This window comes from Pseudidiomarina sp. CB1 (assembly GCF_024752025.1).
GTDB lineage: Bacteria > Pseudomonadota > Gammaproteobacteria > Enterobacterales > Alteromonadaceae > Pseudidiomarina.
The window spans coordinates 682,229-706,420 of record NZ_JANTPU010000001.1; the positions used below are offsets into that span (position 1 = coordinate 682,229).

Annotated in this window: 24 protein-coding genes; 7 read left to right on the forward strand and 17 right to left on the reverse strand. The window is 49.1% G+C overall.

Annotated features, from left to right (window positions below; genetic code table 11):
- Nucleotides 1-79 precede the first annotated feature (79 nt).
- From mazG to rpoE, 13 genes are all read right to left on the reverse strand, one after another.
- Nucleotides 80-916, reverse strand: coding sequence for a nucleoside triphosphate pyrophosphohydrolase (gene mazG, locus NV375_RS03220; protein WP_258806942.1), 837 nt, complete (start codon nucleotides 914-916; stop codon nucleotides 80-82).
- Nucleotides 903-3,086 (reverse strand): GTP diphosphokinase, encoded by a 2,184-nt coding sequence (gene relA, locus NV375_RS03225; RefSeq protein WP_258806943.1) that lies wholly within the window; start codon nucleotides 3,084-3,086, stop codon nucleotides 903-905. The genes mazG and relA overlap by 14 nt, the downstream gene beginning before the upstream one ends.
- Nucleotides 3,087-3,088: 2 nt before the next feature.
- Entirely contained in the window at nucleotides 3,089-4,441 is a 1,353-nt protein-coding gene (gene rlmD / locus NV375_RS03230; RefSeq protein WP_258806944.1) for a 23S rRNA (uracil(1939)-C(5))-methyltransferase RlmD, read from the reverse strand.
- 5 nt (nucleotides 4,442-4,446) lie between these two features.
- A complete protein-coding gene (gene pdxJ, locus NV375_RS03235; RefSeq protein ID WP_258806945.1) occupies nucleotides 4,447-5,208 on the reverse strand; it encodes a pyridoxine 5'-phosphate synthase in 762 nt (253 codons plus the stop codon).
- A complete protein-coding gene (gene recO, locus NV375_RS03240) occupies nucleotides 5,208-5,900 on the reverse strand; it encodes a DNA repair protein RecO (RefSeq protein ID WP_258806946.1) in 693 nt (230 codons plus the stop codon). Before recO ends, pdxJ begins: the two co-directional genes overlap by 1 nt.
- 5 nt (nucleotides 5,901-5,905) lie before the next feature.
- Entirely contained in the window at nucleotides 5,906-6,832 is a 927-nt protein-coding gene (gene era, locus NV375_RS03245; protein WP_258806947.1) for a GTPase Era, read from the reverse strand.
- Nucleotides 6,825-7,529 carry a ribonuclease III gene (gene rnc, locus NV375_RS03250; protein WP_258806948.1) on the reverse strand — a complete coding sequence of 235 codons (705 nt, stop codon included), beginning with the start codon at nucleotides 7,527-7,529 and terminating at the stop codon, nucleotides 6,825-6,827. The genes era and rnc overlap by 8 nt, the downstream gene beginning before the upstream one ends.
- Nucleotides 7,530-7,531: 2 nt before the next feature.
- Nucleotides 7,532-8,455 carry a signal peptidase I gene (gene lepB / locus NV375_RS03255; RefSeq protein ID WP_258806949.1) on the reverse strand — a complete coding sequence of 308 codons (924 nt, stop codon included), beginning with the start codon at nucleotides 8,453-8,455 and terminating at the stop codon, nucleotides 7,532-7,534.
- 14 nt (nucleotides 8,456-8,469) lie between these two features.
- On the reverse strand, nucleotides 8,470-10,281 hold the full coding sequence (lepA, locus tag NV375_RS03260; protein ID WP_258806950.1) for a translation elongation factor 4: 1,812 nt from the start codon (nucleotides 10,279-10,281) through the stop codon (nucleotides 8,470-8,472).
- A gap of 89 nt (nucleotides 10,282-10,370) precedes the next feature.
- On the reverse strand, nucleotides 10,371-10,805 hold the full coding sequence (locus tag NV375_RS03265; protein ID WP_258806951.1) for a SoxR reducing system RseC family protein: 435 nt from the start codon (nucleotides 10,803-10,805) through the stop codon (nucleotides 10,371-10,373).
- A gap of 10 nt (nucleotides 10,806-10,815) precedes the next feature.
- Entirely contained in the window at nucleotides 10,816-11,820 is a 1,005-nt protein-coding gene (locus NV375_RS03270; protein WP_258806952.1) for a MucB/RseB C-terminal domain-containing protein, read from the reverse strand.
- The gene (locus NV375_RS03275) at nucleotides 11,810-12,436 is read right to left on the reverse strand and encodes a sigma-E factor negative regulatory protein (RefSeq protein ID WP_258240275.1); all 627 of its coding nucleotides are present in this window, start codon (nucleotides 12,434-12,436) and stop codon (nucleotides 11,810-11,812) included. The genes NV375_RS03270 and NV375_RS03275 overlap by 11 nt, the downstream gene beginning before the upstream one ends.
- 19 nt (nucleotides 12,437-12,455) lie before the next feature.
- Complete coding sequence (gene rpoE, locus NV375_RS03280; RefSeq protein WP_258806953.1) at nucleotides 12,456-13,034, reverse strand: RNA polymerase sigma factor RpoE; 579 nt, start codon at nucleotides 13,032-13,034, stop codon at nucleotides 12,456-12,458.
- Nucleotides 13,035-13,218: 184 nt separating this feature from the next.
- On the opposite strand from rpoE, the gene nadB reads away from it, so the two are divergent.
- Nucleotides 13,219-14,835: an L-aspartate oxidase gene (gene nadB / locus NV375_RS03285; protein ID WP_258806954.1), complete on the forward strand. Its 1,617-nt coding sequence runs from the start codon at nucleotides 13,219-13,221 to the stop codon at nucleotides 14,833-14,835.
- Here the strand turns inward: nadB and NV375_RS03290 are convergent.
- Nucleotides 14,803-15,111, reverse strand: a complete 309-nt coding sequence (locus NV375_RS03290) for a hypothetical protein (RefSeq protein ID WP_258806955.1) — start codon at nucleotides 15,109-15,111, stop codon at nucleotides 14,803-14,805. The two genes, nadB and NV375_RS03290, sit on opposite strands and share 33 nt — an antisense overlap.
- A gap of 1 nt (nucleotide 15,112) precedes the next feature.
- A complete protein-coding gene (locus tag NV375_RS03295; protein ID WP_126770536.1) occupies nucleotides 15,113-15,385 on the reverse strand; it encodes a succinate dehydrogenase assembly factor 2 in 273 nt (90 codons plus the stop codon).
- Nucleotides 15,386-15,477: 92 nt separating this feature from the next.
- On the opposite strand from NV375_RS03295, the gene ygfZ reads away from it, so the two are divergent.
- The 6 genes from ygfZ (at nucleotide 15,478) to NV375_RS03325 (ending at nucleotide 21,514) form a co-directional block, all read left to right on the forward strand.
- The gene (ygfZ, locus tag NV375_RS03300; RefSeq protein WP_258806956.1) at nucleotides 15,478-16,422 is read left to right on the forward strand and encodes a tRNA-modifying protein YgfZ; all 945 of its coding nucleotides are present in this window, start codon (nucleotides 15,478-15,480) and stop codon (nucleotides 16,420-16,422) included.
- Complete coding sequence (locus tag NV375_RS03305; RefSeq protein ID WP_258806957.1) at nucleotides 16,419-16,907, forward strand: peptidylprolyl isomerase; 489 nt, start codon at nucleotides 16,419-16,421, stop codon at nucleotides 16,905-16,907. Before ygfZ ends, NV375_RS03305 begins: the two co-directional genes overlap by 4 nt.
- A gap of 120 nt (nucleotides 16,908-17,027) precedes the next feature.
- A complete protein-coding gene (locus NV375_RS03310) occupies nucleotides 17,028-18,173 on the forward strand; it encodes a PLP-dependent aspartate aminotransferase family protein (RefSeq protein WP_258806958.1) in 1,146 nt (381 codons plus the stop codon).
- Between the two features lie 102 nt (nucleotides 18,174-18,275).
- On the forward strand, nucleotides 18,276-19,730 hold the full coding sequence (locus NV375_RS03315; protein WP_258806959.1) for a TrkH family potassium uptake protein: 1,455 nt from the start codon (nucleotides 18,276-18,278) through the stop codon (nucleotides 19,728-19,730).
- 4 nt (nucleotides 19,731-19,734) lie between these two features.
- A complete protein-coding gene (locus NV375_RS03320) occupies nucleotides 19,735-20,817 on the forward strand; it encodes a DUF4118 domain-containing protein (protein ID WP_258806960.1) in 1,083 nt (360 codons plus the stop codon).
- Complete coding sequence (locus NV375_RS03325; RefSeq protein WP_258240269.1) at nucleotides 20,804-21,514, forward strand: response regulator transcription factor; 711 nt, start codon at nucleotides 20,804-20,806, stop codon at nucleotides 21,512-21,514. Before NV375_RS03320 ends, NV375_RS03325 begins: the two co-directional genes overlap by 14 nt.
- Before the next feature lie 35 nt (nucleotides 21,515-21,549).
- On the opposite strand, the gene lysS is transcribed toward NV375_RS03325, so the two are convergent.
- Both lysS and prfB read right to left on the reverse strand, forming a co-directional pair.
- Complete coding sequence (lysS, locus tag NV375_RS03330) at nucleotides 21,550-23,064, reverse strand: lysine--tRNA ligase (protein WP_258806961.1); 1,515 nt, start codon at nucleotides 23,062-23,064, stop codon at nucleotides 21,550-21,552.
- Nucleotides 23,065-23,078: 14 nt separating this feature from the next.
- Nucleotides 23,079-24,177, reverse strand: a protein-coding gene (gene prfB, locus NV375_RS03335) for a peptide chain release factor 2 (protein WP_258806962.1) whose coding sequence is annotated in 2 segments (ribosomal slippage) — nucleotides 23,079-24,101 and nucleotides 24,103-24,177 — 1,098 coding nt in all. Because the reading frame shifts where the segments join, the coding sequence is not laid out codon by codon here.
- Nucleotides 24,178-24,192 lie beyond the last annotated feature (15 nt).

Below are 24,192 nucleotides of genomic sequence, written 5' to 3' on the forward strand. Positions count from 1 at the left end.
TAAGTCGTCAGGTTAAATGGGAATTGCTTCAAGACGGGAAAACAGTATACCTTAACGACTTAATTCCGACAATTTAAAATTAAGCTAAGCTGTCCCGCTTTACTTGCTGCCAACACTCTTCAAGTTCTTCTAAGTTCATATCTTCTGCTGTTTTACCCGCTTCAGCGAGACGCTGTTCGATAGCTTGAAAACGGCGTTTAAACTTTAGGTTTGTTCGCCGCAATGCATGCTCGGGGTTAACCTGAGCATGTCGCGCAAGGTTTACTACGGCAAAAAGTACATCACCAATCTCGTCTTCAAGTGCTTGTTGGTCAATGTGCTCAGCATCGAGTTCCGCTTCGACTTCAGCGATTTCCTCTTGTATCTTTGCCACTACTGGAGCAATGTTCGGCCAGTCAAAGCCAACGTTCGCGGCACGCTTTTGCAACTTCTGCGCTTGTAAAATGGCCGGTAAATTATCAGGTATGCCCTGAAACACCGATTCAACCTCGCCTTTCTCGACCCGCTCTTGCTGTTTTATCGCTTCCCATTGGGCTTTAATTTCGGCATCGGTTTGCGCATTTTCATCACCGAACACATGCGGATGACGACGAATCAATTTGTCGGCAGTTTGCGCGGCCACTTCATCAAAACTAAATTGCCCTGCTTCGCTGGTCAACTGGGTATAGAACACCACTTGGAACAGCAAGTCGCCCAGCTCGTCTTTTATCGCCGCTAGGTTTCCTTCAGTTAAAGCTGCGGCGACTTCATAAGCCTCTTCGATGGTGTATGGGATCAAACTCGTTAATGTTTGTTTTAAATCCCAAGGGCACCCATGCTCCGGATCGCGCAATTGGCGCATCACTTCCAGCAGCGCTGCCACGCCAGGAAATACCGTCGAGTCGATGTTCAGTTCTTCTACCTTAGTGACTGCCACTGCGTTCTACCTTATGAATACCTTTAACTTGTAATAAACGGTCAATAATTCGCTGCAAACTCGCCTGACCCTCAATGAATACACCTAGCGAAATACGCGCCTGTTGAGTCGTCGTATCAAGCTGTGAATCAAGTTGTGCCACGCTGGTCTTCTCGTTAGCCAAAATAGCGGTAATGTCATGCAGTAAACCATTACGATCATCGGCATCGATACGCAAATCGGCACGATAACGACCTTGCTCCTGCCGACTCCAATGCACTTGCAAGCCGCGCTCGGGGTGTACCTCTAGTAGGTGCTTCAACTGTTCGCAGTCACGATGATGCACACTCACTCCGCGCCCTTGGGTGACAAAGCCCATAATGGGTTCGCCGGGCAATGGCTGGCAACATTTTGCAAACTGCACCATTAAGTTACCAATGCCTTGAACACTTACATCACTATGTTTACCTGGCTTACGCTGGTTTTTGCGCTGGAGACGCTCCAAACGCTCGGTCGCAGCATCAGGTGTAGGTTTTAGTTGATTGACCACCTGATTAAGCCGCACATCACCAGCGCCAATCGCGGCAAGCAAATCATCAAGTTGATTAAAGTTAAAGCGATCGAGTACCGTGCTCGCTTGGCTCAGCGGAATTTCTAATTTTTGCAACTCTGTTTCCAGCAACTCACGCCCGGCTTTCAGGTTTTTATCACGATCCAGTTTCTTAAAATAAGTAACGACCTTGCTGCGCGCGCGCGAGGTTCGTAAATAACCCAAAGCCGGATTCAGCCAGTCACGGCGGGGCTTGGTATTCTTTTGGGTCAAAATTTCGACACGTTCACCATTTTTGAGCGTATAAGTGAACGGAACAATGTGTCCATCGACTTTAGCACCTACGCAACGGTGCCCCACTTGTGAGTGAATGTAATAGGCGAAATCAAGCGGCGTAGCACCGTGCGGCAAGTCGATAACTTCACCTTTGGGCGTAAACACGTAGACCCGATCTTCAAACACTTGCGAGCGAATCTCGGCCACCAGGTCGTCGTTCTCTGCCATATCTTCATGCCACGCAAGCAGCTTACGTAGCCATGCGATCTTCTCTTCAAAGCCGCTTTGTTTACTTGTGTTGCCTTCTTTGTACAGCCAATGTGCGGCAACTCCGAGTTCGGCATCATCATGCATATCGGCAGTGCGAATTTGAATTTCCACATGTTTTTCTTCGGGTCCAATCACCACGGTATGGATCGATTGGTAACCATTCGCTTTGGGCGTTGCAATGTAGTCATCGAATTCCGATTGAATATGTCGCCATTGGCTATGCACAACTCCTAATGCCGCGTAACAATCCTTCAAAGAGTGCGTAATAATACGCACCGCACGAATGTCGTAGAGCTGCTCGAAGCTCAAATGCTTCTTCTGCATTTTCCGCCATATCGAGTAGATATGTTTTGGTCGCCCGTACACATCGGCTTGCACCCCTTCAACCTGCAAGCCTTGTTGCAATTTCGCGACAAAGTCGGTGATGTAGTTTTCGCGATCGACGCGGCGCTCATGCAGTTGTTTGGCGATGGTTTTATAGGTGGTGGGATGTAAATAGCGGAAGGCCAGATCCTCGAGCTCCCACTTTAATTGGCCAATACCAAGACGGTTTGCCAACGGAGCATAAATGTCCTGGCATTCTTTGGCGACTAAGACACGCGTTTCCTCGTCGGCACTTTTCACTTCGCGCAAAGCGCAAATGCGTTCGGCTAACTTGATCAGCACTGCACGGACATCAGCCACCATTGATAACAACATGCGACGGACGTTGTCGATCTGTTCAACATTCGGCTTACCGTGCTGAAAATGCTGCAAATCACTAATCATTTGCATTTGTTGCACCGCATCAAGCAATGCAGCAAGGGTTTCGCCATGGTCTTTAACGATCGTCTCACGACTGATTGCCTGAGCCTGATAGGCGGGGCTATAGAGTGCTGCTAATAACGAGTCAGTGTCGAGGTTTAAAGCGGCCAAAATTTCGACCATCTCTTGCCCTTTCAACAGCCACTCAGGATGTTTCTTTGCTTGCAGGTGAGCCTGCAGCTGCTGGTAATGCTCTAGCAGCTGCGTTTTTGTTACTTCGGCTGTCACATGCTGTAACCAGTCACCGTGTTGTTCCGGTTTATCAACATGGGTACTGCGCACATACACCACGACTATGCCTCCCGTTCAAACCACGTCAAACACTCAATGTGATGGGTTTGCGGGAACATGTCAATGATTTGTGCCTGACGCAATTGGTAGCCTGACTCGACCAGCACTTTTGCATCACGCGCTAAGGTATCTGGTGCGCATGATACGTAGATGATGCGTTGCGGCTGCAACTTTGCAACTTCACGTATGGCGTGTGGCGCACCTGCGCGTGCCGGATCAAGTAAAACCTTACGATAGCTTTGCCCAGCCCATGGGTAAGTGTTCCAGTTTTGCTCTAGGTCAGCATGAAACGCCGAGACCTTCACCGCATAACGTTCGGCATTGCGCTGCAGACGCTGCACCATCGAGGGAACCCCTTCGATAGCGGTGATTTGCGCGCCGGCTAACGCCAGCGGAATAGTAAAGTTGCCACTGCCAGAATACAGTTCAAGAATCGCTTCGCCTGCCTGTGGATCTAACCAAGCTAATGCCTGCCCTACCATCTTCTCACTCAACGTTGCTTGGGCCTGCAAAAAGTCGCCAGGTTGAAAGTCGAGTTCAGCACCTAAGGTTTGGTAACGCGGCGTGCTATGTTCACTCGCTGTTTTCTCACAAGACAATGGCGTTGGCACGTTGTTCGGTGCACCACAATGTAACCACACCTGAACTCCGTGCTGGTTTGCAAACGTCGCAAGCGCTTGGCGGTCAGCGTCGTCAGGAGTCGCCTGCAGTCGTAATACGATCAATCGTTGCTCAGTTTGCAGCAACTCGATATGGCCCAGCATGCTGACCAGCTTCAGCTGCGGCAACAAGGCGCGCAAAGGTTCTAAAAGCTCATTAAGTTCAGGAACGGCAATTACGCAGTTATCCATTGCTACGATTGTCTTACTCGCCTGTGCTCGGAGTCCAAGCTGAAAACGCCTGCGTTTCGCATCCCAATGTGTCGCCAAACGCAGACGCCGCCGATACGCTAAGGGTTGATCGGTGAGCGGCTCTAACCAATGTTGCGCGTCGATACCGGCAAACTTATGCAACAACTCACGTACCACACGCTGTTTATGCTGACGCTGCGCTGGTAAGGCGAGGTGCTGTAAATCACACCCACCGCACTCACCGTAGTATTTACAAGGGGCATCAACACGCTCGTCAGCGCCGCGGTGAATTCGTAACAGCTGAGCGTCATACTTGCCCTGCGGCTGTAAATCGATCACTTCGTTAGGCAGAGCGCCGCGCACAAAGCGTACACCACGTTCGCCACGCACCACGCCGCGACCTTGATGATCGAGTCCTACCACAAGTTGCTGCTGCAGCGCAGGAGCTTTGGTATGCGCCGTAGCCTTGCGCCCCGGCTTACGACTTGAATAAAATTGCGCCATGACGATTAATTTGGCCCAGCGGTACGCGCCTGTAACATAATCGCTTTCATATCGCGCACAGCCTGATCTAAGCCCACTAAAACCGCCCGTGCGACAATCGCATGACCGATGTTAAGCTCAACCAACTCCGGTAAAGCCGCAACAGCGGCTGTATTGTGATAATGCAGACCATGCCCAGCGTTCACTTGCAACCCTTTCGCTTGTGCATACTTGGCCGCATCATGGAGCAACAGCAAGCTGCGCTGCTGTTCACTTACTTCCGTTTGCTCGGCATAGTGGCCCGTGTGCAATTCAATAATACCAGCACCGGTTGCTACAGCCGCATCGATTTGTTGTTCGTCAGCATCGATAAACAACGAAGTTTGTATGCCTTTTTCACCCAAACGTTCTACCGCTGCGGTGATTTTATCTTGCTGCCCAGCGACATCTAAACCACCCTCAGTGGTTAATTCTTCGCGCTTCTCCGGCACTAAACAAACGTAGGCGGGCTTAATGCGACAAGCAATCTTCAGCATTTCTTCCGTCACCGCCATTTCCAAGTTCATGCGCGTTTGCAGGGTTTGCGCGAGCACTTCAACATCACGATCGTTAATGTGTCGACGATCTTCGCGTAAATGAATGGTGATGCCATCCGCGCCGGCTTGTTCGGCGATAGCTGCAGCAGCCACCGGATCGGGGTAACTTACACCACGTGCATTCCGCACGGTCGCCACATGGTCGATGTTAACTCCCAATAAAATTGAGTTGCCTAAAGGCGCATGATGCATCAGTCTTTCCTTTTCATTTGTGCGAACAGTTCGCGGCTGCGCAATGGCTGCTCACCTAAATAAGGAGCAAGCGCATGCCGCATGATTTGTTTCATCGAGTTTAGCAGGTGCGCATCAGTGAGCTCAAACGCCGCTAAGCGTTGTAAGGTAGCTCCTGAATAGGTTCCTGGCATGGCATCTCCGAGCGGCGTAAAACCTTGCTCAGCATTAAATCGATAATGCTTATGCGCGGCAATTGGATCACCTTGCGTATCAGCACACCAATCAAAAGCGTGGCCTAGATGGCACAACATACGCCATTCGAACTCACGCAACACCGGCTCTATTGGAAGGCGCTGACTCAATGCGTCAAGTGCATTTTGATAGTCGTCAAATAGTCCGTCGACGGACTGATAGCTGGAAGTAAGACGTTGGATAAGTTCATTCAGGTAAAAGCCGCTATAGAGTGCGTTACCCTGCAATGGATAAGCGTTTGAGCGACTTTCTGCATGACGAAGGTTTTGCAATTCGTGGCGACCTTGGGTCACTACATAAAGCGGTGTGAAGGGCTGTAAAATAGCCCGCCATTGACTCTTGGGTCGCCGCGCACCTTTGGCGACAACCCGATAACGGCCGTGCTCCTGAGTCAACAATTCAACCAATAAGCTTGAATCTTGGAAGGGCCAACGGTGCAGAACAAAGGCCGGTTCCACTGCGCTTAGTCCTCGTTATAACCGAGACTTCGCAAGGCACGCTCGTCGTCGGCCCAACCACTTTTTACTTTAACCCAAAGTTCAAGGTGAACTTTACCATCGATGAGGCGTTCAATATCCCGTCGTGCTTCAGTGCCAACAGTCTTGAGTTTACTTCCGCCAGCACCAATTACCATGCGCTTTTGGCCATCGCGCTCAACGAGAATCAACGCGTTAATGTGCGTCGTCCCTGTGGGCGCAGTTTGAAATCGCTCAATTTCAACGGTGGTACTGTACGGCAGTTCATCGCCAGTAAAACGCATCAATTTTTCGCGAATAATTTCCGCCGTCATAAAACGTAACGAGCGGTCCGTCACGTAATCATCTGGATAATGATGAACTCCCGGCTTTGCATAGGCATGAACAACGTTACGTAACGCATCTACTTGTGCACCGGTTTTGGCCGATAATGGAATGATTTCGGCAAACGTGTGGCGCTCTGACAGGCTTTGTAATAACGGCAATAAAGCTTCTTTGTCTTTCACTTGATCGACTTTATTCACCACGAGAATAACGGGCCGTTGGGATTTCTTTAATTTCGCTAAAACCAGTTCATCTTCTTGCGTCCATCGCTCGGCTTCGACAACGAATAATACAACTTCAACGCCACTCATTGAGCTCGTTGCCGCGCGGTTCATCATGCGATTAATGGCTTTTTTCTCGTCCGTGTGCAAGCCCGGCGTATCGACATAGACGATTTGCCGTTCGCCTTCAGTTTCAATCCCAAGAATCCGATGGCGGGTGGTCTGGGGCTTGCTCGAAGTGATACTAATTTTTTGGCCTAAAATGCGGTTCATTAAAGTCGATTTACCGACATTAGGACGACCTACAATCGCCACAAATGCAGACGCTGAGGTGAAGTCCGCATCTTGCTCTGGCAACTTGTCAGACATGGTTTGTCTCCTGTTGCGCTTGCAACATTTCTAAAGTTTGTGTGGCAGCTTGCTGCTCTGCTTTACGACGACTCGTGCCAGAACCTAAAACAGGTTCAGCTAACGGTTCAACGGTACAGCTTACGGTAAAACGTTGGTTATGCGCTTGCCCTTGAATCGTCACCACATCATAAACGGGTAACTGTAATTGCTGCGCCTGCAAAAACTCTTGCAAGCGTGTTTTCGGATCTTTATGCCCAGCGCCCGGTTGAATCGTCTGCAGTTGTTGAGCCAGCCAATTGAGTACTACCTTGCGACATGTTTCTAAGTCACTTTCAAGGTACATCGCACCGAGCAAAGCTTCCATTGCATCGGCCAAAATCGATTCGCGGCGATGCCCACCACTTTTCATTTCGCCAGGCCCCAAAACGAGAAACTTACCAACTTCAAAGCGCTGCGCAATTTTCGCTAGATTACGACCGCACACAAGGGTCGCTCGCATGCGGCTTAAATCACCTTCATCAATCTTGGGGAATTTCTCGAATAAAGCTTCACTCACGATAATACCAAGCACCGAGTCGCCTAAAAACTCGAGTCGCTCATTATGCTGTGCGGCGGCACTACGGTGCGTGAGCGCTTGTTGAGCACGCTCACGATCACGAAAGGTATAACCAAAGGCTTTCTCTAGCTCGCGTAAGGGTGGCTTTGGTAAGCTCACGATTACTCTACTCCTCCAAGTCGCTGCCAACGAATGCCTGATGGGACCCACTGCGGTAAGGCACTGGTTGGTTTCCGATCCATTTCAAAACTCATCCAAATAAATACCGCTCGACCAACCAAGTTTTCTTCCGATACAAAACCCCAATAACGGCTGTCTTCTGAGTTGTCGCGGTTATCGCCCATGGCAAAATAGGCCCCTTCTGGCACGATCCATTCATCTCGTGCGGTACCCTGCTGCTGAAAATAATATTTCGAGCGATTACCTACCGTCGGATCCACTAGGGTAGCATGCGAGACAGCCCCTAACTGTTCACGGAACTGTTGCAACGGCGTCGCGCCATTGAAAAAGATACCATCAGTACTTTCCAGATTGCGCTCAATCACCTCAAGCTCAGGACAATCCTGCATACCTTCTTCACAGGCCGGCTGAATGTACAACGTTTTATTCCGATAAATAATCCGATCGCCTGGGAGGCCGACAATGCGCTTGATAAAATCGAGACTTGGCTCCGGCGGGAATTTGAAGACCGCAACATCGCCACGCTCAGGCGTGTCAACTTCAATCAACTCGTGCCGCCAAATTGGATCACGCAAGCTATAGCTGAATTTCTCAACCAAAATAAAGTCACCCTCTAACAGGGTCGGCATCATCGACGCTGAGGGAATGCGAAACGGCTCGTAAAGAAACGAACGTAGAACCAAAATGACCAATAGGATCGGAAACACCGATTGCGCAAACTCGGCAATGCTACCCTGCGGCGCGATACGTTCTTTCGCGTCATCTGAGAGCGTCTGTTGTAAACGCTTTTCTTCGGCTTCGACCCGGGCACGACGCTTCGGTTTAGCCACTTTAGCGTCATACAACCAAATCAACCCCGCCACAATAGTAATAGCGGTCAGCAACACTGAGTAAAAATTTGCCATGGTCTACCTTGTTGTTATTTCCCTACTTTTAGCACCGCGAGAAAAGCCTCTTGCGGAACCTCAACATTACCCAGCTGCTTCATTCGCTTCTTACCTTCTTTCTGCTTCTGTAACAGCTTTTTCTTACGGCTTACATCACCGCCATAACACTTAGCAGTAACATTTTTACGTAATTGCTTCACCGTTGAGCGAGCAATCACGTGGTTTCCGATGGTCGCCTGAATTGCAATATCGAACATCTGTCGTGGAATCAGTTCGCGCATCTTATCAACCAGTTCGCGACCTCTGCCCTGCGCGTGATCGCGGTGGGTGATCATTGCCAATGCATCAACACGATCACCATTAATAAGCACATCCACGCGCACCATGTCTGCTTCTTGGAAACGCTTGAACTGATAATCAAGCGACGCATAACCGCGTGACGTTGACTTAAGGCGGTCAAAAAAGTCCATCACCACCTCTGCCATCGGCAACTCATAAGTTACCGCTACTTGTTTGCCGTGGTAGGCCATTTTGGTTTGCACGCCGCGCTTGTCGACACAAAGCGTAATAACGTTCCCCAAGTAATCTTGCGGTACCAAAATATTTGCTTCAACAATGGGTTCATAGATGGTTTCAATATCATTGATCGGCGGTAAATTCGAGGGGTTATCGACACTCACTTCGGAGCCGTCAGTTTTCACCACTTTGTAGACCACCGTTGGTGCGGTGGTAATTAGATCAATGTCATATTCGCGCTCGAGTCGCTCTTGAATGATTTCCATGTGCAGCATACCTAAGAAGCCACAACGGAAACCAAACCCAAGTGCTGCTGAGTTCTCTGGTTCATAAAAGAGCGAGGCATCATTCAATGACAGCTTACCCAGCGCATCACGGAAGTTTTCATAGTCATCCGATGATATCGGAAACATTCCGGCATACACTTGCGGTTTAACTTTTTTAAAGCCTGGTAATGGCTTATCTGCCGGCGTCTTCGCTAAGGTGAGTGTGTCACCTACTGGCGCACCCAGAATGTCTTTAATACCCGCGATAACAAAGCCTACTTCGCCACAACGCAGGATTCCGGTTTCGGTCGGCTTCGGTGAGAAGAAACCGACCTTGTCGATCTGATGCGTTTGCCCAGTCGACATCACTTTCATTTTGTCGCCCGCACGCAATGTACCATTCTTAACACGTACTAAGGAGACCACGCCTTGGTAATTATCAAACCAGGAGTCAATAATGAGTGCTTGCAGCGGTTCTTCGGCATCGCCTTGCGGAGCTGGAATTTGTTTAACAATTCGCTCCAACACTTCATCAATGCCGATACCTGTTTTCGCCGAACATTGCACCGCATCAATCGCTTCAATGCCAACGATGTCTTCAATCTCTTCCGCAACACGCATAGGATCAGCTTGCGGCAAGTCAATTTTATTCAGCACGGGGACCACTTCAAGATCCATTTCGATCGCGGTGTAGCAATTTGCAAGGGTCTGAGCTTCGACGCCTTGTGCTGCATCCACAACCAACAGAGCTCCCTCACAACCCGCCAAACTCCGCGAAACCTCGTAGGAAAAATCAACGTGTCCAGGTGTGTCGATAAAATTAAGCTGGTAGGTTTCACCGTCTGCCGCTGTATAGTGAAGCGTAACGCTTTGCGCTTTGATGGTAATACCTCGCTCCCGCTCAAGATCCATTGAGTCAAGAACCTGTTCGGCCATTTCGCGATCGGTCAACCCGCCACAATGTTGGATCAATCGATCCGATAGCGTTGATTTACCATGATCAATGTGCGCAATGATCGAGAAATTTCGAATATTTGCTTGCTTAAACGCCTTGTCTGGCATTCATGCCCCCGCAACTGCTAAAAGAAATACGTGAATAACCGCCGATCATACTGATAATACGGCCCAGAACAAAGGTTTTTCGGAGAATTTCAGTGCAACTGGCGTACTTGTAGTAGTCTTGATACCTGCAAATCACGCATTTGGTACCAACGCTTCAATGCGACAAAACTTGCTGCGAAGCCAACTAATGCGGTCACGATACTGACTCCCTCGCTCAACCCCAATAGTCCTTGCGTCATAATGGCAACGCCTAATAGCGTCAGTATTGGCAGACCATAAATGATCAATGACGCTTGGGTAAGCGCTTGCTCGGGCATCAATAGCTCGACGGTTTCGCCAACGGTAAACTGACCATCTGGTCGTGCGACCCGAAATGTCGCGCGCCGATCAGAGAAAGCTTTGGAAATAATTCCCGCACCACATGTCGATTGCTGGGCGCAACCTCCACATCCCGTCTGCAGTTCCGTTGAAACTTCTAAATGTTCGGCTTCGATCGCTTGGACAACAGCAACTTCACGAATCATTGTGCTCCCCCTACTTCGCCGTCAACACAACACTATCGGCGATCCGTTGCAGCGTGTTCAACGGCAATTTGCCGACCGCAGTGACGGCCAAGCCTTGCAGTTGTACATTATAAATCGACTCGGGGCCCTGCACACCTAGGTTTGGTAGTGACTGAACGTCGCCTTCCGCAATATACAACGAAAACTCAGTAAGGCCATCGCTGTACAAGAAGTGATCCGTAGGAAGCCGGGTCTGCGCTAACAAACGATGATTAGAACGTTGTAATTCGAAGCCATCGGGCAACCATTGTGGTTGTGCACCGAACTGTGGCGCTTGACGATTACGACTATCCAGCAACCGCGGTGGCCGTTGCACGCCGCGAACGTCACTCAGACTAATAGGAACCGAATCAGCTTCATAAAAATGAGTGACTTGCAATTGCTCTAAAATCTCACCTTGCGGGGTCGTCATCTGCATTTTTAGCAGCATACCTGAATCATTGTCGATCCATAGACCGTAGTGATAACGATCATTATCACGACTTAGTACGCGTACAAATTTGGTTTCGCGGCCCACCACTCGCACGCCTCGATCAGCCGCACTTACTTGATAGTGGGGCTTCAAAGCAGCAAAGTCTTGATAAAACGCTGCTGGCAATAGACCGTAAGTTACATCTGTCGTGAGCGAATAAGATTGCTCAACTAACTGTGAATAGTAGGACGTTTCTTGTCCTAGGCGCACAATCCGCCTGTCGGGCCCGTTTAACATGACAATGAGTTCAGCCTCTAAGCCGTCCGGAAAAGTGCCGTGTAGCCATTGCATCGGCTCCAAACGATCACCTGAGACGCGCACTAAGGTCGCTTCAAAGTTGAGTTCACGTAAAGCTTGGGACATTTCATTAAAACGTTGTTCAGCGGCTGGAACCTGTATGGATTGCGCTGAGGCGTTTAAAAGCGAGGGTTCTTGGGCGAAAGTTGGGCTTGCAAAGGCAAGCAGCAGCCCAACAAGGCTGCTGCCAAATAGGTTAGTTGTCATTCGACAGACGCTGTTCCTGTGTTGGTTCGTCTTCTGGAGCTTGCTGTTGCGCTTGTTCATTCAATTGCTGAGCCTGCAAAGAGAGCTGACGTTGGCTGTTGTGATCAAGCAAATAAAACTGCAACAAACGACGCTGTTGCGCAATCTCTGCTTGTGTAGGTTCATTGCTTTCTAGCACCGTATTGTAGCTAACCGGGCTACGACCGCCAAGCGGATTCGTCACAAATGCTGGCTCGACACTTTCTTCAGGCATCACTGGTTGTGTCTGCTGCACCGTAAGTACGGCGACTAAAGCGACACTGGCTGCAATTGCCACGCTGCCAGCAGGTTTTAAGAGACGTTGCACCATTTGCCGACCTTTACCAAATCGACCTTGCACAACGTTACTTGGTTGTGGCTCTTGGGCAACTTGCGCTGCAATTGATGCACTAATATCAACCGGAGTCGCCGAGGTTGCCTCGTTTTTCATAATACGACCGATCAACGCATAACGCCCCCAAGCGTGCTGCGCTTCAGTGTCGCTTAACAAGCTATCAAGGTGCTGTTCACGCTCTCGCGCATCGAGCACTGCATCGTCAAGCAACGCTGATAGTTGTTCATAGCTACGGTCTGTCATATGGATTCCTCAAACTTTGTTAGCGCTCTAATAAGGGTCTTAGTTGCGCATCGATTGCTTCTCGAGCTCGGAAAATTCGTGACCTTACGGTTCCGACAGGACAATCCATCTCAATTGCAATTTCTTCGTACCCTAGTCCTTCAATTTCTCGCAATGTAATTGCCCGGCGAAGGTCTTCCGGCAAACTTTCAATCGTGTCCATCACCACATTCCGAATTTCGTCGGTTAACAACAAACTCTCTGGCGATGCTCCGTCGCGCAATGCTCCTGCGCTTTCTAAATAATCTGCTTCTTCAGCGTCCACATCAGTTGCTGGCGGTTTGCGCCCTTGAGACACTAAATAATTCTTTGCCGTATTTACGGCAATGCGATATAGCCACGTATAAAATGCACTATCGCCACGAAAATTTCCTATGGCACGGTAAGCTTTAACAAAAGCTTCTTGTGCTACATCAGGCACATCGGCAGCCTGTTTGACATAGCGCGAAATCAGGCTCATTACCTTGTGCTGATATTTTTGCACCAACAAATTAAATGCTTGTTGGTCGCCCTGCTGCACTCTTAGCACCAGCGCTTTATCAGTTTCTTGTTCGCTCATTTGAGCCTGTTCTCCTTAACCCACATCTTTATACTGCGAACCAGGCCCAACTACCTTTATTTATGCGTGCTGGTGGTTCAGACAGGGCTATACCCAAAAAGTTCGCAAATTTTTTCTAAACGAGTAAAATCGCTGCTATTCCGTTGGCAAAACAGCGCATTGCGCTCTACAAAACCCCTACTCTATGGAACAAGTCATCGATTATCAATGCGACGTGCTGATTATTGGCAGCGGTGCTGCTGGTTTAACCCTTGCTTTACATCTTGCTGATCACGCAAACGTTTTAGTGTTATCCAAAGGTCCGTTGACCGAAGGTTCAACCTATTATGCGCAAGGTGGTATCGCCGCAGTGTTCGATGAGAATGATAGCATTGAAAGCCATATTCAAGATACTTTGATTGCTGGTGCGGGGTTATGCGATCCAGAAGCCGTCGCTTTTACCACGCAAAATGCTAAAAAGAGCTTGCAGTGGCTCATTGACCTTGGGGTTGGTTTCGATCGGGTCGATAGCGCCGACGGTGAAAGTAAGTTTCATTTGAATCAAGAAGGTGGTCATAGTCATCGCCGCATTCTACACGCCGCAGATGCCACCGGGCGCGCAGTACAAACCACCCTTGTTCAACAAGTAAAAGCGCACGCCAATATTCGGGTGTTAGAACGCTATAATGCCGTGGATTTGATTACCTCACGCCACACTGGGCAAAACTTATCAGCACCACAGCGCGTCTATGGCGCGTACATTTGGAACCGAGCTGCGGAAAGAGTCGAAACAGTCGCCGCACGATTTGTAGCCTTGGCGACAGGTGGTGCCAGCAAGGTTTATCAATACACCTCTAATCCGGATGTTGCCAGTGGCGATGGTATCGCCATGGCTTGGCGTGCGGGGTGTCGCGTGGCGAATATGGAGTTCAACCAATTTCACCCGACCTGCTTGTTTCACCCAAATGCACACTCTTTCTTGTTGACCGAAGCTTTACGTGGTGAAGGCGCCGTCTTGAAGCGTCCTGATGGCACACGTTTTATGCCAGATTTTCATGAGGATGCCGAGCTTGCGCCGCGTGATGTCGTCGCTCGCGCCATCGACTACGAGATGAAGCGTTTAGGCGCTGACTGTATGTATTTAGACATCTCGCATCAACCCAGTGCGTTCATCAAGGAACACTTTCCGACCATTCATGACAAGTGTCTGAGTTTAGGCATTGATATTACCCAACAGGCAATGCCCGTTGTACCAGCCGCACATTATACCTGCGGCGGCGTTATGACCAACTTACATGCAGAGACAGACATTCCGCATTTGTATGCCATCGGTGAAGTTGCTTACACCGGCTTACATGGCGCCAACCGCATGGCTAGCAACTCACTGCTGGAATGCTTAGTGTTTGCCCAAGCGGCCGCAGCCGATATTTGTCAGCGCCTCAACGACGTCGAGCTGAAGCTTGAATTGCCGCGCTGGGATGAGAGTAAAGTGACGAACTCCGACGAGGAGGTCATTATTCAACACAACTGGCACGAACTACGTCTGTTTATGTGGGACTACGTGGGGATTGTCCGCACCACTAAACGCTTAGAACGTGCGTTACGGCGGATTGAGTTATTGCAGCAAGAGATCCATGAGTATTACAGTAACTTCCGCGTCAGTAATAACCTTTTAGAGTTACGTAACTTAGTGCAAGTCGCTGAATTAATCGTGCATTGTGCAATGCAGCGCAAAGAGAGTCGCGGTTTACATTACACCCTCGACTATCCAGAATTACTTAGCGCCCCGTCACCGACGGTGCTCACGCCAAAGCAAAGCTAAACGCCGGCAGCGCGCATAAGCGGTAGCATCGGTCCAGCTACCGCAACAAAACCACCAACGTGGCGCAAGTCTTTGATCATTTGAACGAACACGCGTGAAATACATCAACACTACCCAAGGCGTTACAAATACCCAGCGCGGTTCAGACAACGCCAAGGGCTGGTCGCCCCCCAGCAACGTAAGCGTGTTTAAGTTTTCGTCTACCGCCCAAACCGACGTTGGCAGCGCCATCAAGAACGCTAACCAGCGCCAAGGTTGTTGGCAGCACAGCCACACGTCAAACCTTCACGCGACTCAAAATATAGTCGACCATGCTCTTAAGTTCTGCGTCTTCACATTGTTGATGACCCATGAACCAAGCAAATAGATCGGGGTCATCGCAGGTGAGTAGGCGTCGAAAAGCAGCTTGCTGTTCAGCATTAAGGTCATCATAGGCTTCTTCAACAAATGGCATAAACAGCACATCAAGTTCAAGCATCCCGCGACGACAAGCCCAGCGAAGACGGTTCTTGTCACGCAATGAATCAGCATTCTGTTGTAATTTTTCCATAGGTTCCGACATCGCCCCTTGTATAATAAAAAACTGTCCCCACCTATCTGTCATAGACGTTTTGACATCAACGAAAGATAACGAGGTTGATTGTGCTAACAACAGAGTTTACCAAAGCTCCACCGGAATACGTAACAGTTTCCCTTGCTGATCACGGCGTATTGCAGGTTTCCGGACCTGATACCGAAAGTTTTTTACAAGGCCAATTTACCTGTGACCTGCAGCAACTCGACACTGAACACTGGAGTTACGGAGCGCACTGCGATAATAAAGGTAAAACACTGAGTAATTTTTTCCTCGTTCGTGAGGGTGATGGCGTACTTTTAGTGACGTCAAAGCCTGCGATGGAAGCTTCTTTAGCCCAACTACAGAAGTTTGGCGTTTTCAACAAAGTTGAGATCAGAGATGCAACTGAGGATTTCCAACTGTTCGGCGTATTTGGTACCGCAGCTCCGGCACGTTTGGCCGAGTTACTCGATGCGCCATTAGCGAGCGCTGAATCTACTGCAGTAAGCCGTACCGAACAAGCCATCGTCTTGAGCCTTGGTGCGCAACCTGATCAATACCTGTGTCTGAATCGTGGCGAAGCGCTACCGAGTAATTCAGCCCCTGCCTACTGGCAGGCGCTCGAAATCGAACGTGGCCGACCGACCCTATTTTCAGGTACAATACAAGAGTTCGTACCCCAAATGCTGAATCTACAAGCCTTAAATGGCATCAGCTTTAGTAAGGGGTGTTATATCGGCCAAGAGACGGTCGCCCGAATGAAATATTTGGGTAAACAAAAGCGTGCACTTTTTCGTTTAAGTGGTCACGGCAAGCCAGTCTCAGCAGGCGCAACTGTTGAGCAACAGCTTGGTGAAAACTGGCGACGTGCAGGTACGGTAATTAATGCAGTGAGCCGTACTGAACAACATCTGGATATTTTGGCGGTATTACCGAGTGATCTCGATAATGACACCAAGCTACGTATTAAAGATGATGACGCGAGTCTCTTGGAAATTTACCCACTGCCCTATAAATTGGATGAATCATGACTCAAACCATTAGCCAAGACAAAGTTGTCGGTATTCACTACACCGTGAAAACCGCCGAAGGCCAAGTGCTAGACCAATCAAAAGAAGGTCAGCCTTTGCAGTTTATCTTTGGTCGCGGCATGTTAATCAAAGGCCTCGAAGACGCGTTATCTGGCAAAGCTGAAGGTGACAAATTTACCGCGGACATCGATCCTGAGAATGCTTACGGCGAGCGTCACGACGGTCTTATTCAGAGCGTACCGCGTAGCTTATTTGGCGACAATCCTGTTGAGCCAGGCATGCAATTCCGTGCCAGCACCGATCACGGTGAACAGTCTGTTGTTATCGTTGAAGTCAACGATGATCAAGTAACTGTTGATGGTAACCACCCATTAGCTGGCGTTGCGCTTAACTTTGACGTTGAAGTTGTTGAAGTTCGTGACGCTGATCCAAGTGAACTCGACCATGGTCACGTTCACGCTGACGGCAACCACGACCACGAGTAATTCGTAAGCCGTTGTAGCAAGCGAAAAAACGCACCTTCGGGTGCGTTTTTTATGCTTTGCAAATTACCCCGAAAGCTTTACTCTAAGCCCATACACCCGCCGTTAGAGGCTTAGCAAAGAATGTCGAAGAAATCGTACCCCTATTCCCCCGCCACAGCTCTGGCGCAATCGCTGGGCATTATTGACCAAGAAACACAAGCCGTGGTACCGCCGATTCATGTAGCAACCACCTATTTACGCGGCAAAGATAACAGTTATCCAACCGGTAATGTCTATTCCCGTGCGGACAATCCCACGTACAAACCCGTAGAAGCATTATTAACCAAATTAGAAGAAGGCCATGAGGCCCTGCTTTTTGGTTCGGGTATGGCCGCCGCTACAGCAGTATTTCAAGGACTTCGCCCGGGTGATCACGTGCTCGCGCCAAAGGTGATGTATTGGGCGCTGCGTAATTGGTTGCTCAATTTCGCCACAGACTGGGGACTAAACATCGAGTTTATCGACATGACCGCTACAGAAACGGTCGCCAAACATCTTAAAGCGGGCGAAACCAAACTAGTTTGGCTCGAAACTCCAGGCAACCCACTCTGGTGTATCAGCGACATTGCCGCTATCGCGAAATTTGCGCATGCCGCCGGCGCGCAAGTAGCTGTCGACTCCACCTGTGCAACGCCCTTGTTAACGCAACCCTTAAAACTCGGCGCCGATATTGTGATGCATTCTGCTACCAAATATCTCAACGGACATTCCGATGTCATCGCTGGGGCATTAATTGGTGCTCGAGATGACACCTACTGGCAGCGTATTCGTGCCGTACGCGCACAAAATGGCGCTGTACCAAGTCCACATGACGCGGCACAACTATTACGCGGTATGCGGACCATGCATTTGCGCGTGCGTGAAGCGTGTCAAACCGCACAGTTTATTGCTGAACAACTCGACCAGCATCCAGCCATCGCACAAGTTCTCTATCCAGGCTTAACCAGCTTCGCGGGGCACACCATCGCCAAACAACAAATGGCGGGCGGCTTCGGCGGGATGCTCTCGGTACGTTTAACCGGTGGAGCTACTGCGGCGATTCACGTTGCCGCGCATACCAAACTATGGAAACGTGCTACATCGCTCGGTGGTGTAGAGAGTTTGATTGAGCACCGCGCGAGCATCGAAGGCGAAGGAACACCGTGTCCAGAAGACCTGTTACGGATGTCCTGTGGTATCGAGGACCCGCATGAACTCTTAGAGGACTTCTTGCAAGCATTACCCTAAACGTACGTTTATGAAATTTTTATATTAATAGGCTTTTCAACACTAGTTTCTTTATACCGCCCCTCGGTACGCTAAAAGCTCATTATTTTTGAGTGAGCGACTATGATTAGGTCGGCGGTATTACTGCGATTACTTGCCTTTCCATTGCTATGGTTCAGCGTCATTCAAGGCGTTTTCGCAGCGTTATCGGTCACAGTGTTCCAAGATGGTGTTGCGCGCTATTTTTTTGCGAGTAGCGGTCTTCTCGTGTTTATCAGTGCGATCATTTTACTACGCACAAAACGACTCAATGCAGATGCTATTCGCCCTCAGGATGGCTTAGTCTTCGCGGTATTCACCTGGATCCTCGTCGGCATTGCAGCAGCAGTTCCGATTCATTGGGTAACCAATGTCAGTTTCACTGATGCCACGTTCGAGTCAATTAGTGCATTGACAACAACAGGCGCTACGATCCTTGTTGGCCTGGATGACATGCCGCGAAGCTTCTTACTTTACCGGCAATTTTTACAATGGGCTGGCGGTTTAGGTGTGGTTATTTTTGTGGTCGCCGTACTGCCAATGCTTAATGTCGGAGGGATGCGCTTGTTAATGGCGGAAACTCCTGGCCCCGTCAAAAACGACAAAATCGCTCCGCGGGCGCGTTCAACAAGCCGTTATCTTTGGCTCATTTACGTTTCTATCACGGTGCTTTGCGCACTAGCATACTGGGCAGCCGGTATGACTTTATACGATGCTATAGCTCACAGTTTTACCACCGTATCAACCGGTGGTTTTTCGACGCATGACGCGAGCATGGGCTACTTTAATAGTCCATTGATATTATGGATTGCTAATTTGTTCATGATTCTCGGTGCGATTAGTTTTGCCTTGCACTATCGAATTCATAAACAAAAACAGTGGCGTAATTACTGGCATGATGAGGAAACTCGAGTCTTTTTGTCAATTCTATTCATGATGAGCGTCGTCATGACAGCAATCTTATGGCACAACGACAATTATAGCGATTTATCCACAACGCTTACGCAAGCAACGTTCCACATTATTTCGTTTATGACGAGCACAGGTTATGGTGCTACCGATTTATCTGCATGGCCCACCTACACCCCTTTAATCTTGGTTTTTGTCAGTTACCTTGGCGGTTGCGCAGGCTCGACTGCTGGCGGTAACAAAGTCATCCGTGACATCATAAGTTTTAAGCTTATTCGGCAGCAGATCTTTCTTCTGGTTCATCCGCGGGCAGTGCATACCGTTCGCTATCAACACCGCACTGTCAGTGAGAGCATTATTTCAGCAGTAATGGCGTTTATGTTCATCGCGGCGGCAACAACTTTGGTTTTCACTATGCTCTTGGTCGCGACTGGGTTAGACTTTTGGTCAGCCTTTACAGCCGTATCGGCATGCATCAATGTTCTCGGCCCGGGCTTCGGTGAAGTAGGCAGTAACTTTATTGCCGTAAGTGATACAGGAATTTGGTTATTAAACTTGGCAATGTTACTTGGACGCCTTGAGTATTTCACACTATTGGCCTTGATCATGCCCACATTTTGGCGTGGATAAATCTATGTTCGGCACGCAAACACAAACGAAAACCAACGAACGCAAAGCTCTGTGGCTCCAATTCATTGTCGCAAATGTATTGATGCTTGCCGCAGTGGTTATCGCCTTTTTACTGGAACAATGGTTACTGCCGAACACCGCAACGGTCTTGATTCTTTTACTCGGCGTGATTAGCACAGCGTCGTTAACCTCATTAATTCCCTCGGCCTATGCAGCTCTGTTAGGTGCAGTTGTGTTTAATGTGATGTTCACCAAACCCCGTGGCACGCTTCACATGACTGAGCCTGTGGAGATTGCGACACTCGCAGTCTTTATTGCAACAGCGATGGTCTGTATCTACTGGGTTATTAATCACCGCAACAGCCAAGCAAAACGCCACGCGGCTGAAGTCCGCTCGCAGCTCCTGCTGAGTTTGTCTCATGACCTACGCACGCCACTTGCTAGTGTCATGGGAAACCTGACAACTTGGCTTGATTATCATCCGCGACTCCACCGTGACGAGCAAAATGAACTCATTAGTAATGCCGTCTTTGAAGCCGAACGACTGCAGAGTTACATTGATAATATCTTGCATGCGACAAGGTTCGCCTACCAGCAAGTCCACCTGAATCGCGAGCACCTATCATTACAAAGCATCATTGCTGATGTCGTTGATCGTTTTCCGATGCAGCAAGATTCGCTCGACGTAAAACTTCCCGCCAAGGATGTTTTTATTAGTGGTCAGCGTGTTCTTCTCGAACAAGGACTGTTTAACCTGATTGATAATGCGCTGCGCTACCGCTCTCCTCAAAGCATTGTCTCGACAACTCTCGATACCTCCAGTAACGGGCTACTGCAGCTTATTATTCGTAATCAAGTCGCCGAAGATTTCCCCACACAAAGCTTGCAACAGTGGGGCCAGCCTTTAGTTAGCTCCAAGCAAGGTGACTCTGGTACTGGTGGGCTTGGACTTGGACTCGCTGTGGCGGCGAGTATTTTTTCAGCACACGCTATTCCAATGCGCTTTCGTCATGACAAGCATTCAGGCACAGTTGTTATTGAGCTTGTCTTACAAACGGTAGACGGAGGTAGACATGTCAACCGGTAAACCCACTTTGTTGGTCATTGAGGACGAAGCAAAGATCCGTTCGTTTATCCGCATATCACTGCAAGCTGAAGGTTTTCAGGTATATGAAGCCGCAACCTTAGCAGTAGCAAAGAAATTACTTCCTGACCTTCAGTGCGATGCGATCATTCTTGATTTAGGCTTACCTGACGGCGACGGACAGCAGTTTATTCTCGAGTTGAAGGCAAAACTTAACCTTCCGATACTCGTTCTGAGTGCACGTGATGACGAAGAGGAAAAAGTTCGCGCGCTTACCAATGGAGCCAACGATTACCTAACTAAACCCTTTGGTATACGTGAGCTAGTGGCTCGTTTGCATGTGCTTTTTCGCGACCTGCGCATTGACTCTCCAAGCGCCAAACCACCTCGTCTCGTTTTCGATACACTCGAGATTGAATACGCTCAACATAGCGTGCGATACAAGGGCGAAGCGCTCAAGTTATCCCCGAAAGAATTCGAATTACTATGGTTACTGGCGAGTAATCATCAAAAACTGCTGTTACAGCGAGATATTTTAACGGAAATTTGGGGGCCGACGCATCGCCAGGACGTTCACTACCTGCGTATTTTTATCAGTCAGTTACGTCGCAAACTTGATGATGATAGCCGCGAACCCAAATTTATCGAAACCTTACCGGGGATTGGCTATCGCTTTTTAGCTGCGCCTAAACAAGCATAACCGCACGTGCGTGAAACACGTGCGGTGCCTGACTTTTAATCTTTGCGTGGACGCATGTGCGGGAAAAGTAATACGTCACGAATCGAAGGTGAATCCGTCAACAACATCACCAGTCGATCGATACCAATACCCTCACCTGCGGTAGGCGGTAAGCCGTGTTCTAGCGCGGTGATATAGTCTTCATCGAAGAACATCGCTTCGTCATCACCCGCTTCTTTTTGTTGTACCTGATGCTGAAAACGTTCAGCTTGGTCTTCCGCGTCATTCAATTCTGAGAAGCCATTAGCAAGCTCACGGCCGCCAACAAAGAATTCAAAACGGTCGGTAATATGCGGGTCTTCGTCATTGCGACGTGCCAGCGGTGAAACCTCAGCAGGATAGGCAGTAATAAAGGTCGGCTGGATCAATTTATGCTCCGCTACTTCTTCGAAGATCTCGATTTGGACTTTGCCCAAGCCCCAGTTTGGCTTGACCTTAATACCGATACTTTCAGCCAGCTTGGTTGCAGCCTCCAGGGTACTCAATTGTTGTTCAGTAGCATCCGGAAGGTGCTGCAAAATCGCTTCATTCACGCTCATACGCGCAAACGGCTGGCTAAAGTCATACTCAACGCCTTCGCTAGTGAATTGACTTGAACCGAGTATTTCTTCGGTCATACCGCGCAACATATCTTCGGTGAGATCCATCAAGTCACGGTAATCTGCGTAGGCCCAGTAAAACTCGAGCATGGTGAATTCAGGATTATGACGTGTCGATAAGCCTTCATTACGGAAGTTACGATTGATTTCGAATACTTTCTCAAACCCACCAACAACCAAACGCTTCAGATAAAGCTCCGGCGCAATACGCAAATACAACTCCATGTCGAGCGCGTTGTGATGGGTCACAAATGGTCGTGCTGCCGCACCGCCCGGAATGGTTTGCATCATCGGTGTTTCAACTTCCAAGAACTGCTTCGCAGTTAAATAGCGACGAATGTAATCAACAACTTTTGAGCGCACAATAAACGTGCGGCGTGATTCATCATTGGTGATTAAGTCAAGATAACGCTGACGATAGCGCGTTTCCTGATCGGCCAGACCATGAAACTTATCAGGTAACGGACGCAATGCTTTAGTTAAGAGGCGAACATCATCCACTTGCACACTTAACTCGCCAGTTCCCGTAATAAACAAGGTACCTGTCGCACCGACGATATCACCAAGGTCCCACTTTTTGAATTCTTGGTTATAAAAGCCTTCTGGCAGATTATCGCGCGCAACGTAAAGTTGAATGCTACCGCTCATATCTTTAATGGTCGCGAAACTCGCCTTGCCCATAATACGGCGGGTCATCATGCGCCCAGCCACCGCAACGCGGATACCTTTTTCGGCGAGCGCTTCTTTTTCTACATTGTCGTACTCAGCATGCAAGTCTGCAGCTAAGTCTTCGCGACGAAAATCGTTAGGGAACGCCACACCGCGCTCACGCAAGGCCTTTAATTTAGCCTTTCGTTGTGCAATTTGTTCATTTACATCAACGACTTCGGTGTTTTGCGTGTTCTCTGCCATGGTTTGGTTCCTATTTACAGTCCAGATTTCAAACTTGCTTCAATAAATGGGTCTAACGCACCGTCGAGTACCGCTTGTGTATTACGATTCTCAACGCCAGTACGTAAATCTTTAATCCGCGCATCATCAAGTACATAAGATCGGATTTGGCTACCCCAACCAATGTCTGACTTACTATCTTCCAGCGCTTGCTTCTCGGCGAGCTGCTTTTGCAACTCCATTTCGTATAACTTGGCGCGCAACTGCTTCATTGCTGCGTCACGGTTTTTGTGCTGGGAGCGGTCACTTTGACATTGCACAACAATACCACTCGGTTCGTGAGTGATACGAATAGCTGAGTCGGTACGGTTAACGTGCTGACCACCGGCACCTGACGCGCGGTAAGTATCAACCCGCAAATCCGCAGGGTTAATTTCGATATCAATCGAGTCGTCAATCTCGGGATAAACAAACACTGACGCAAACGAAGTATGCCGGCGATTACCCGAGTCAAATGGTGATTTTCGCACCAAGCGATGAACCCCAGTCTCGGTACGCATCCAACCATACGCATATTCACCTTGAATGCGGACGGTCGCCGACTTGATACCAGCCACCTCACCTTCTGATAATTCAGTGATCTCAGCTTTAAAGTCATGACTCTCGGCCCAGCGTAAATACATGCGTAAAAGCATATTGGCCCAGTCTTGCGCTTCAGTGCCGCCCGACCCCGCTTGAATATCGAGATAGCAATCAGAGCCATCTTGCGGTCCGGAAAACATGCGACGAAACTCTAACGTCGCCAGTTGTTGCTCTAATTCTTCGAGCTCGCTCACGGCCTCGTTGTAGGTGTCCTCGTCTTCAGCTTCTACAGCTAAATCAACCAGCCCTTCAACATCATCCAAGCCTTGAGCCAAATTTTGTAAGGTCTTCACGACCTGTTCTAGACTCGCTCGTTCTTTGCCTAATGCTTGCGCGCGCTCTTGATCGTCCCATACACTTGGGTCTTCGAGCTCACGAGTAACCTCTTCTAAACGCTCGACTTTTTGAGCGTAGTCAAAGATACCCCCGAAGCGCTTCACTACGTTCGCGCATTTCTTTTATGGCCACATAAGTTGCATTGGTTTCGAACATAAAACGAGCTTTCAT

Excerpts from the sequence above, each read along its gene's own strand:
- rlmD (WP_258806944.1), bottom strand. The coding sequence starts at position 4,441 with ATGGCGCAATTTTATTCAAGTCGTAAGCCGGGGCGCAAGGCTACGGCG.
- pdxJ (WP_258806945.1), bottom strand. The coding sequence starts at position 5,208 with ATGCATCATGCGCCTTTAGGCAACTCAATTTTATTGGGAGTTAACATC.
- era (WP_258806947.1), bottom strand. The coding sequence starts at position 6,832 with ATGTCTGACAAGTTGCCAGAGCAAGATGCGGACTTCACCTCAGCGTCT.
- lepB (WP_258806949.1), bottom strand. The coding sequence starts at position 8,455 with ATGGCAAATTTTTACTCAGTGTTGCTGACCGCTATTACTATTGTGGCG.
- lepA (WP_258806950.1), bottom strand. The coding sequence starts at position 10,281 with ATGCCAGACAAGGCGTTTAAGCAAGCAAATATTCGAAATTTCTCGATC.
- NV375_RS03265 (WP_258806951.1), bottom strand. The coding sequence starts at position 10,805 with ATGATTCGTGAAGTTGCTGTTGTCCAAGCGATCGAAGCCGAACATTTA.
- NV375_RS03270 (WP_258806952.1), bottom strand. The coding sequence starts at position 11,820 with ATGACAACTAACCTATTTGGCAGCAGCCTTGTTGGGCTGCTGCTTGCC.
- NV375_RS03275 (WP_258240275.1), bottom strand. The coding sequence starts at position 12,436 with ATGACAGACCGTAGCTATGAACAACTATCAGCGTTGCTTGACGATGCA.
- rpoE (WP_258806953.1), bottom strand. The coding sequence starts at position 13,034 with ATGAGCGAACAAGAAACTGATAAAGCGCTGGTGCTAAGAGTGCAGCAG.
- nadB (WP_258806954.1), top strand. The coding sequence starts at position 13,219 with ATGGAACAAGTCATCGATTATCAATGCGACGTGCTGATTATTGGCAGC.
- NV375_RS03295 (WP_126770536.1), bottom strand. The coding sequence starts at position 15,385 with ATGGAAAAATTACAACAGAATGCTGATTCATTGCGTGACAAGAACCGT.
- NV375_RS03305 (WP_258806957.1), top strand. The coding sequence starts at position 16,419 with ATGACTCAAACCATTAGCCAAGACAAAGTTGTCGGTATTCACTACACC.
- NV375_RS03310 (WP_258806958.1), top strand. The coding sequence starts at position 17,028 with ATGTCGAAGAAATCGTACCCCTATTCCCCCGCCACAGCTCTGGCGCAA.
- NV375_RS03315 (WP_258806959.1), top strand. The coding sequence starts at position 18,276 with ATGATTAGGTCGGCGGTATTACTGCGATTACTTGCCTTTCCATTGCTA.
- NV375_RS03320 (WP_258806960.1), top strand. The coding sequence starts at position 19,735 with ATGTTCGGCACGCAAACACAAACGAAAACCAACGAACGCAAAGCTCTG.
- NV375_RS03325 (WP_258240269.1), top strand. The coding sequence starts at position 20,804 with ATGTCAACCGGTAAACCCACTTTGTTGGTCATTGAGGACGAAGCAAAG.
- lysS (WP_258806961.1), bottom strand. The coding sequence starts at position 23,064 with ATGGCAGAGAACACGCAAAACACCGAAGTCGTTGATGTAAATGAACAA.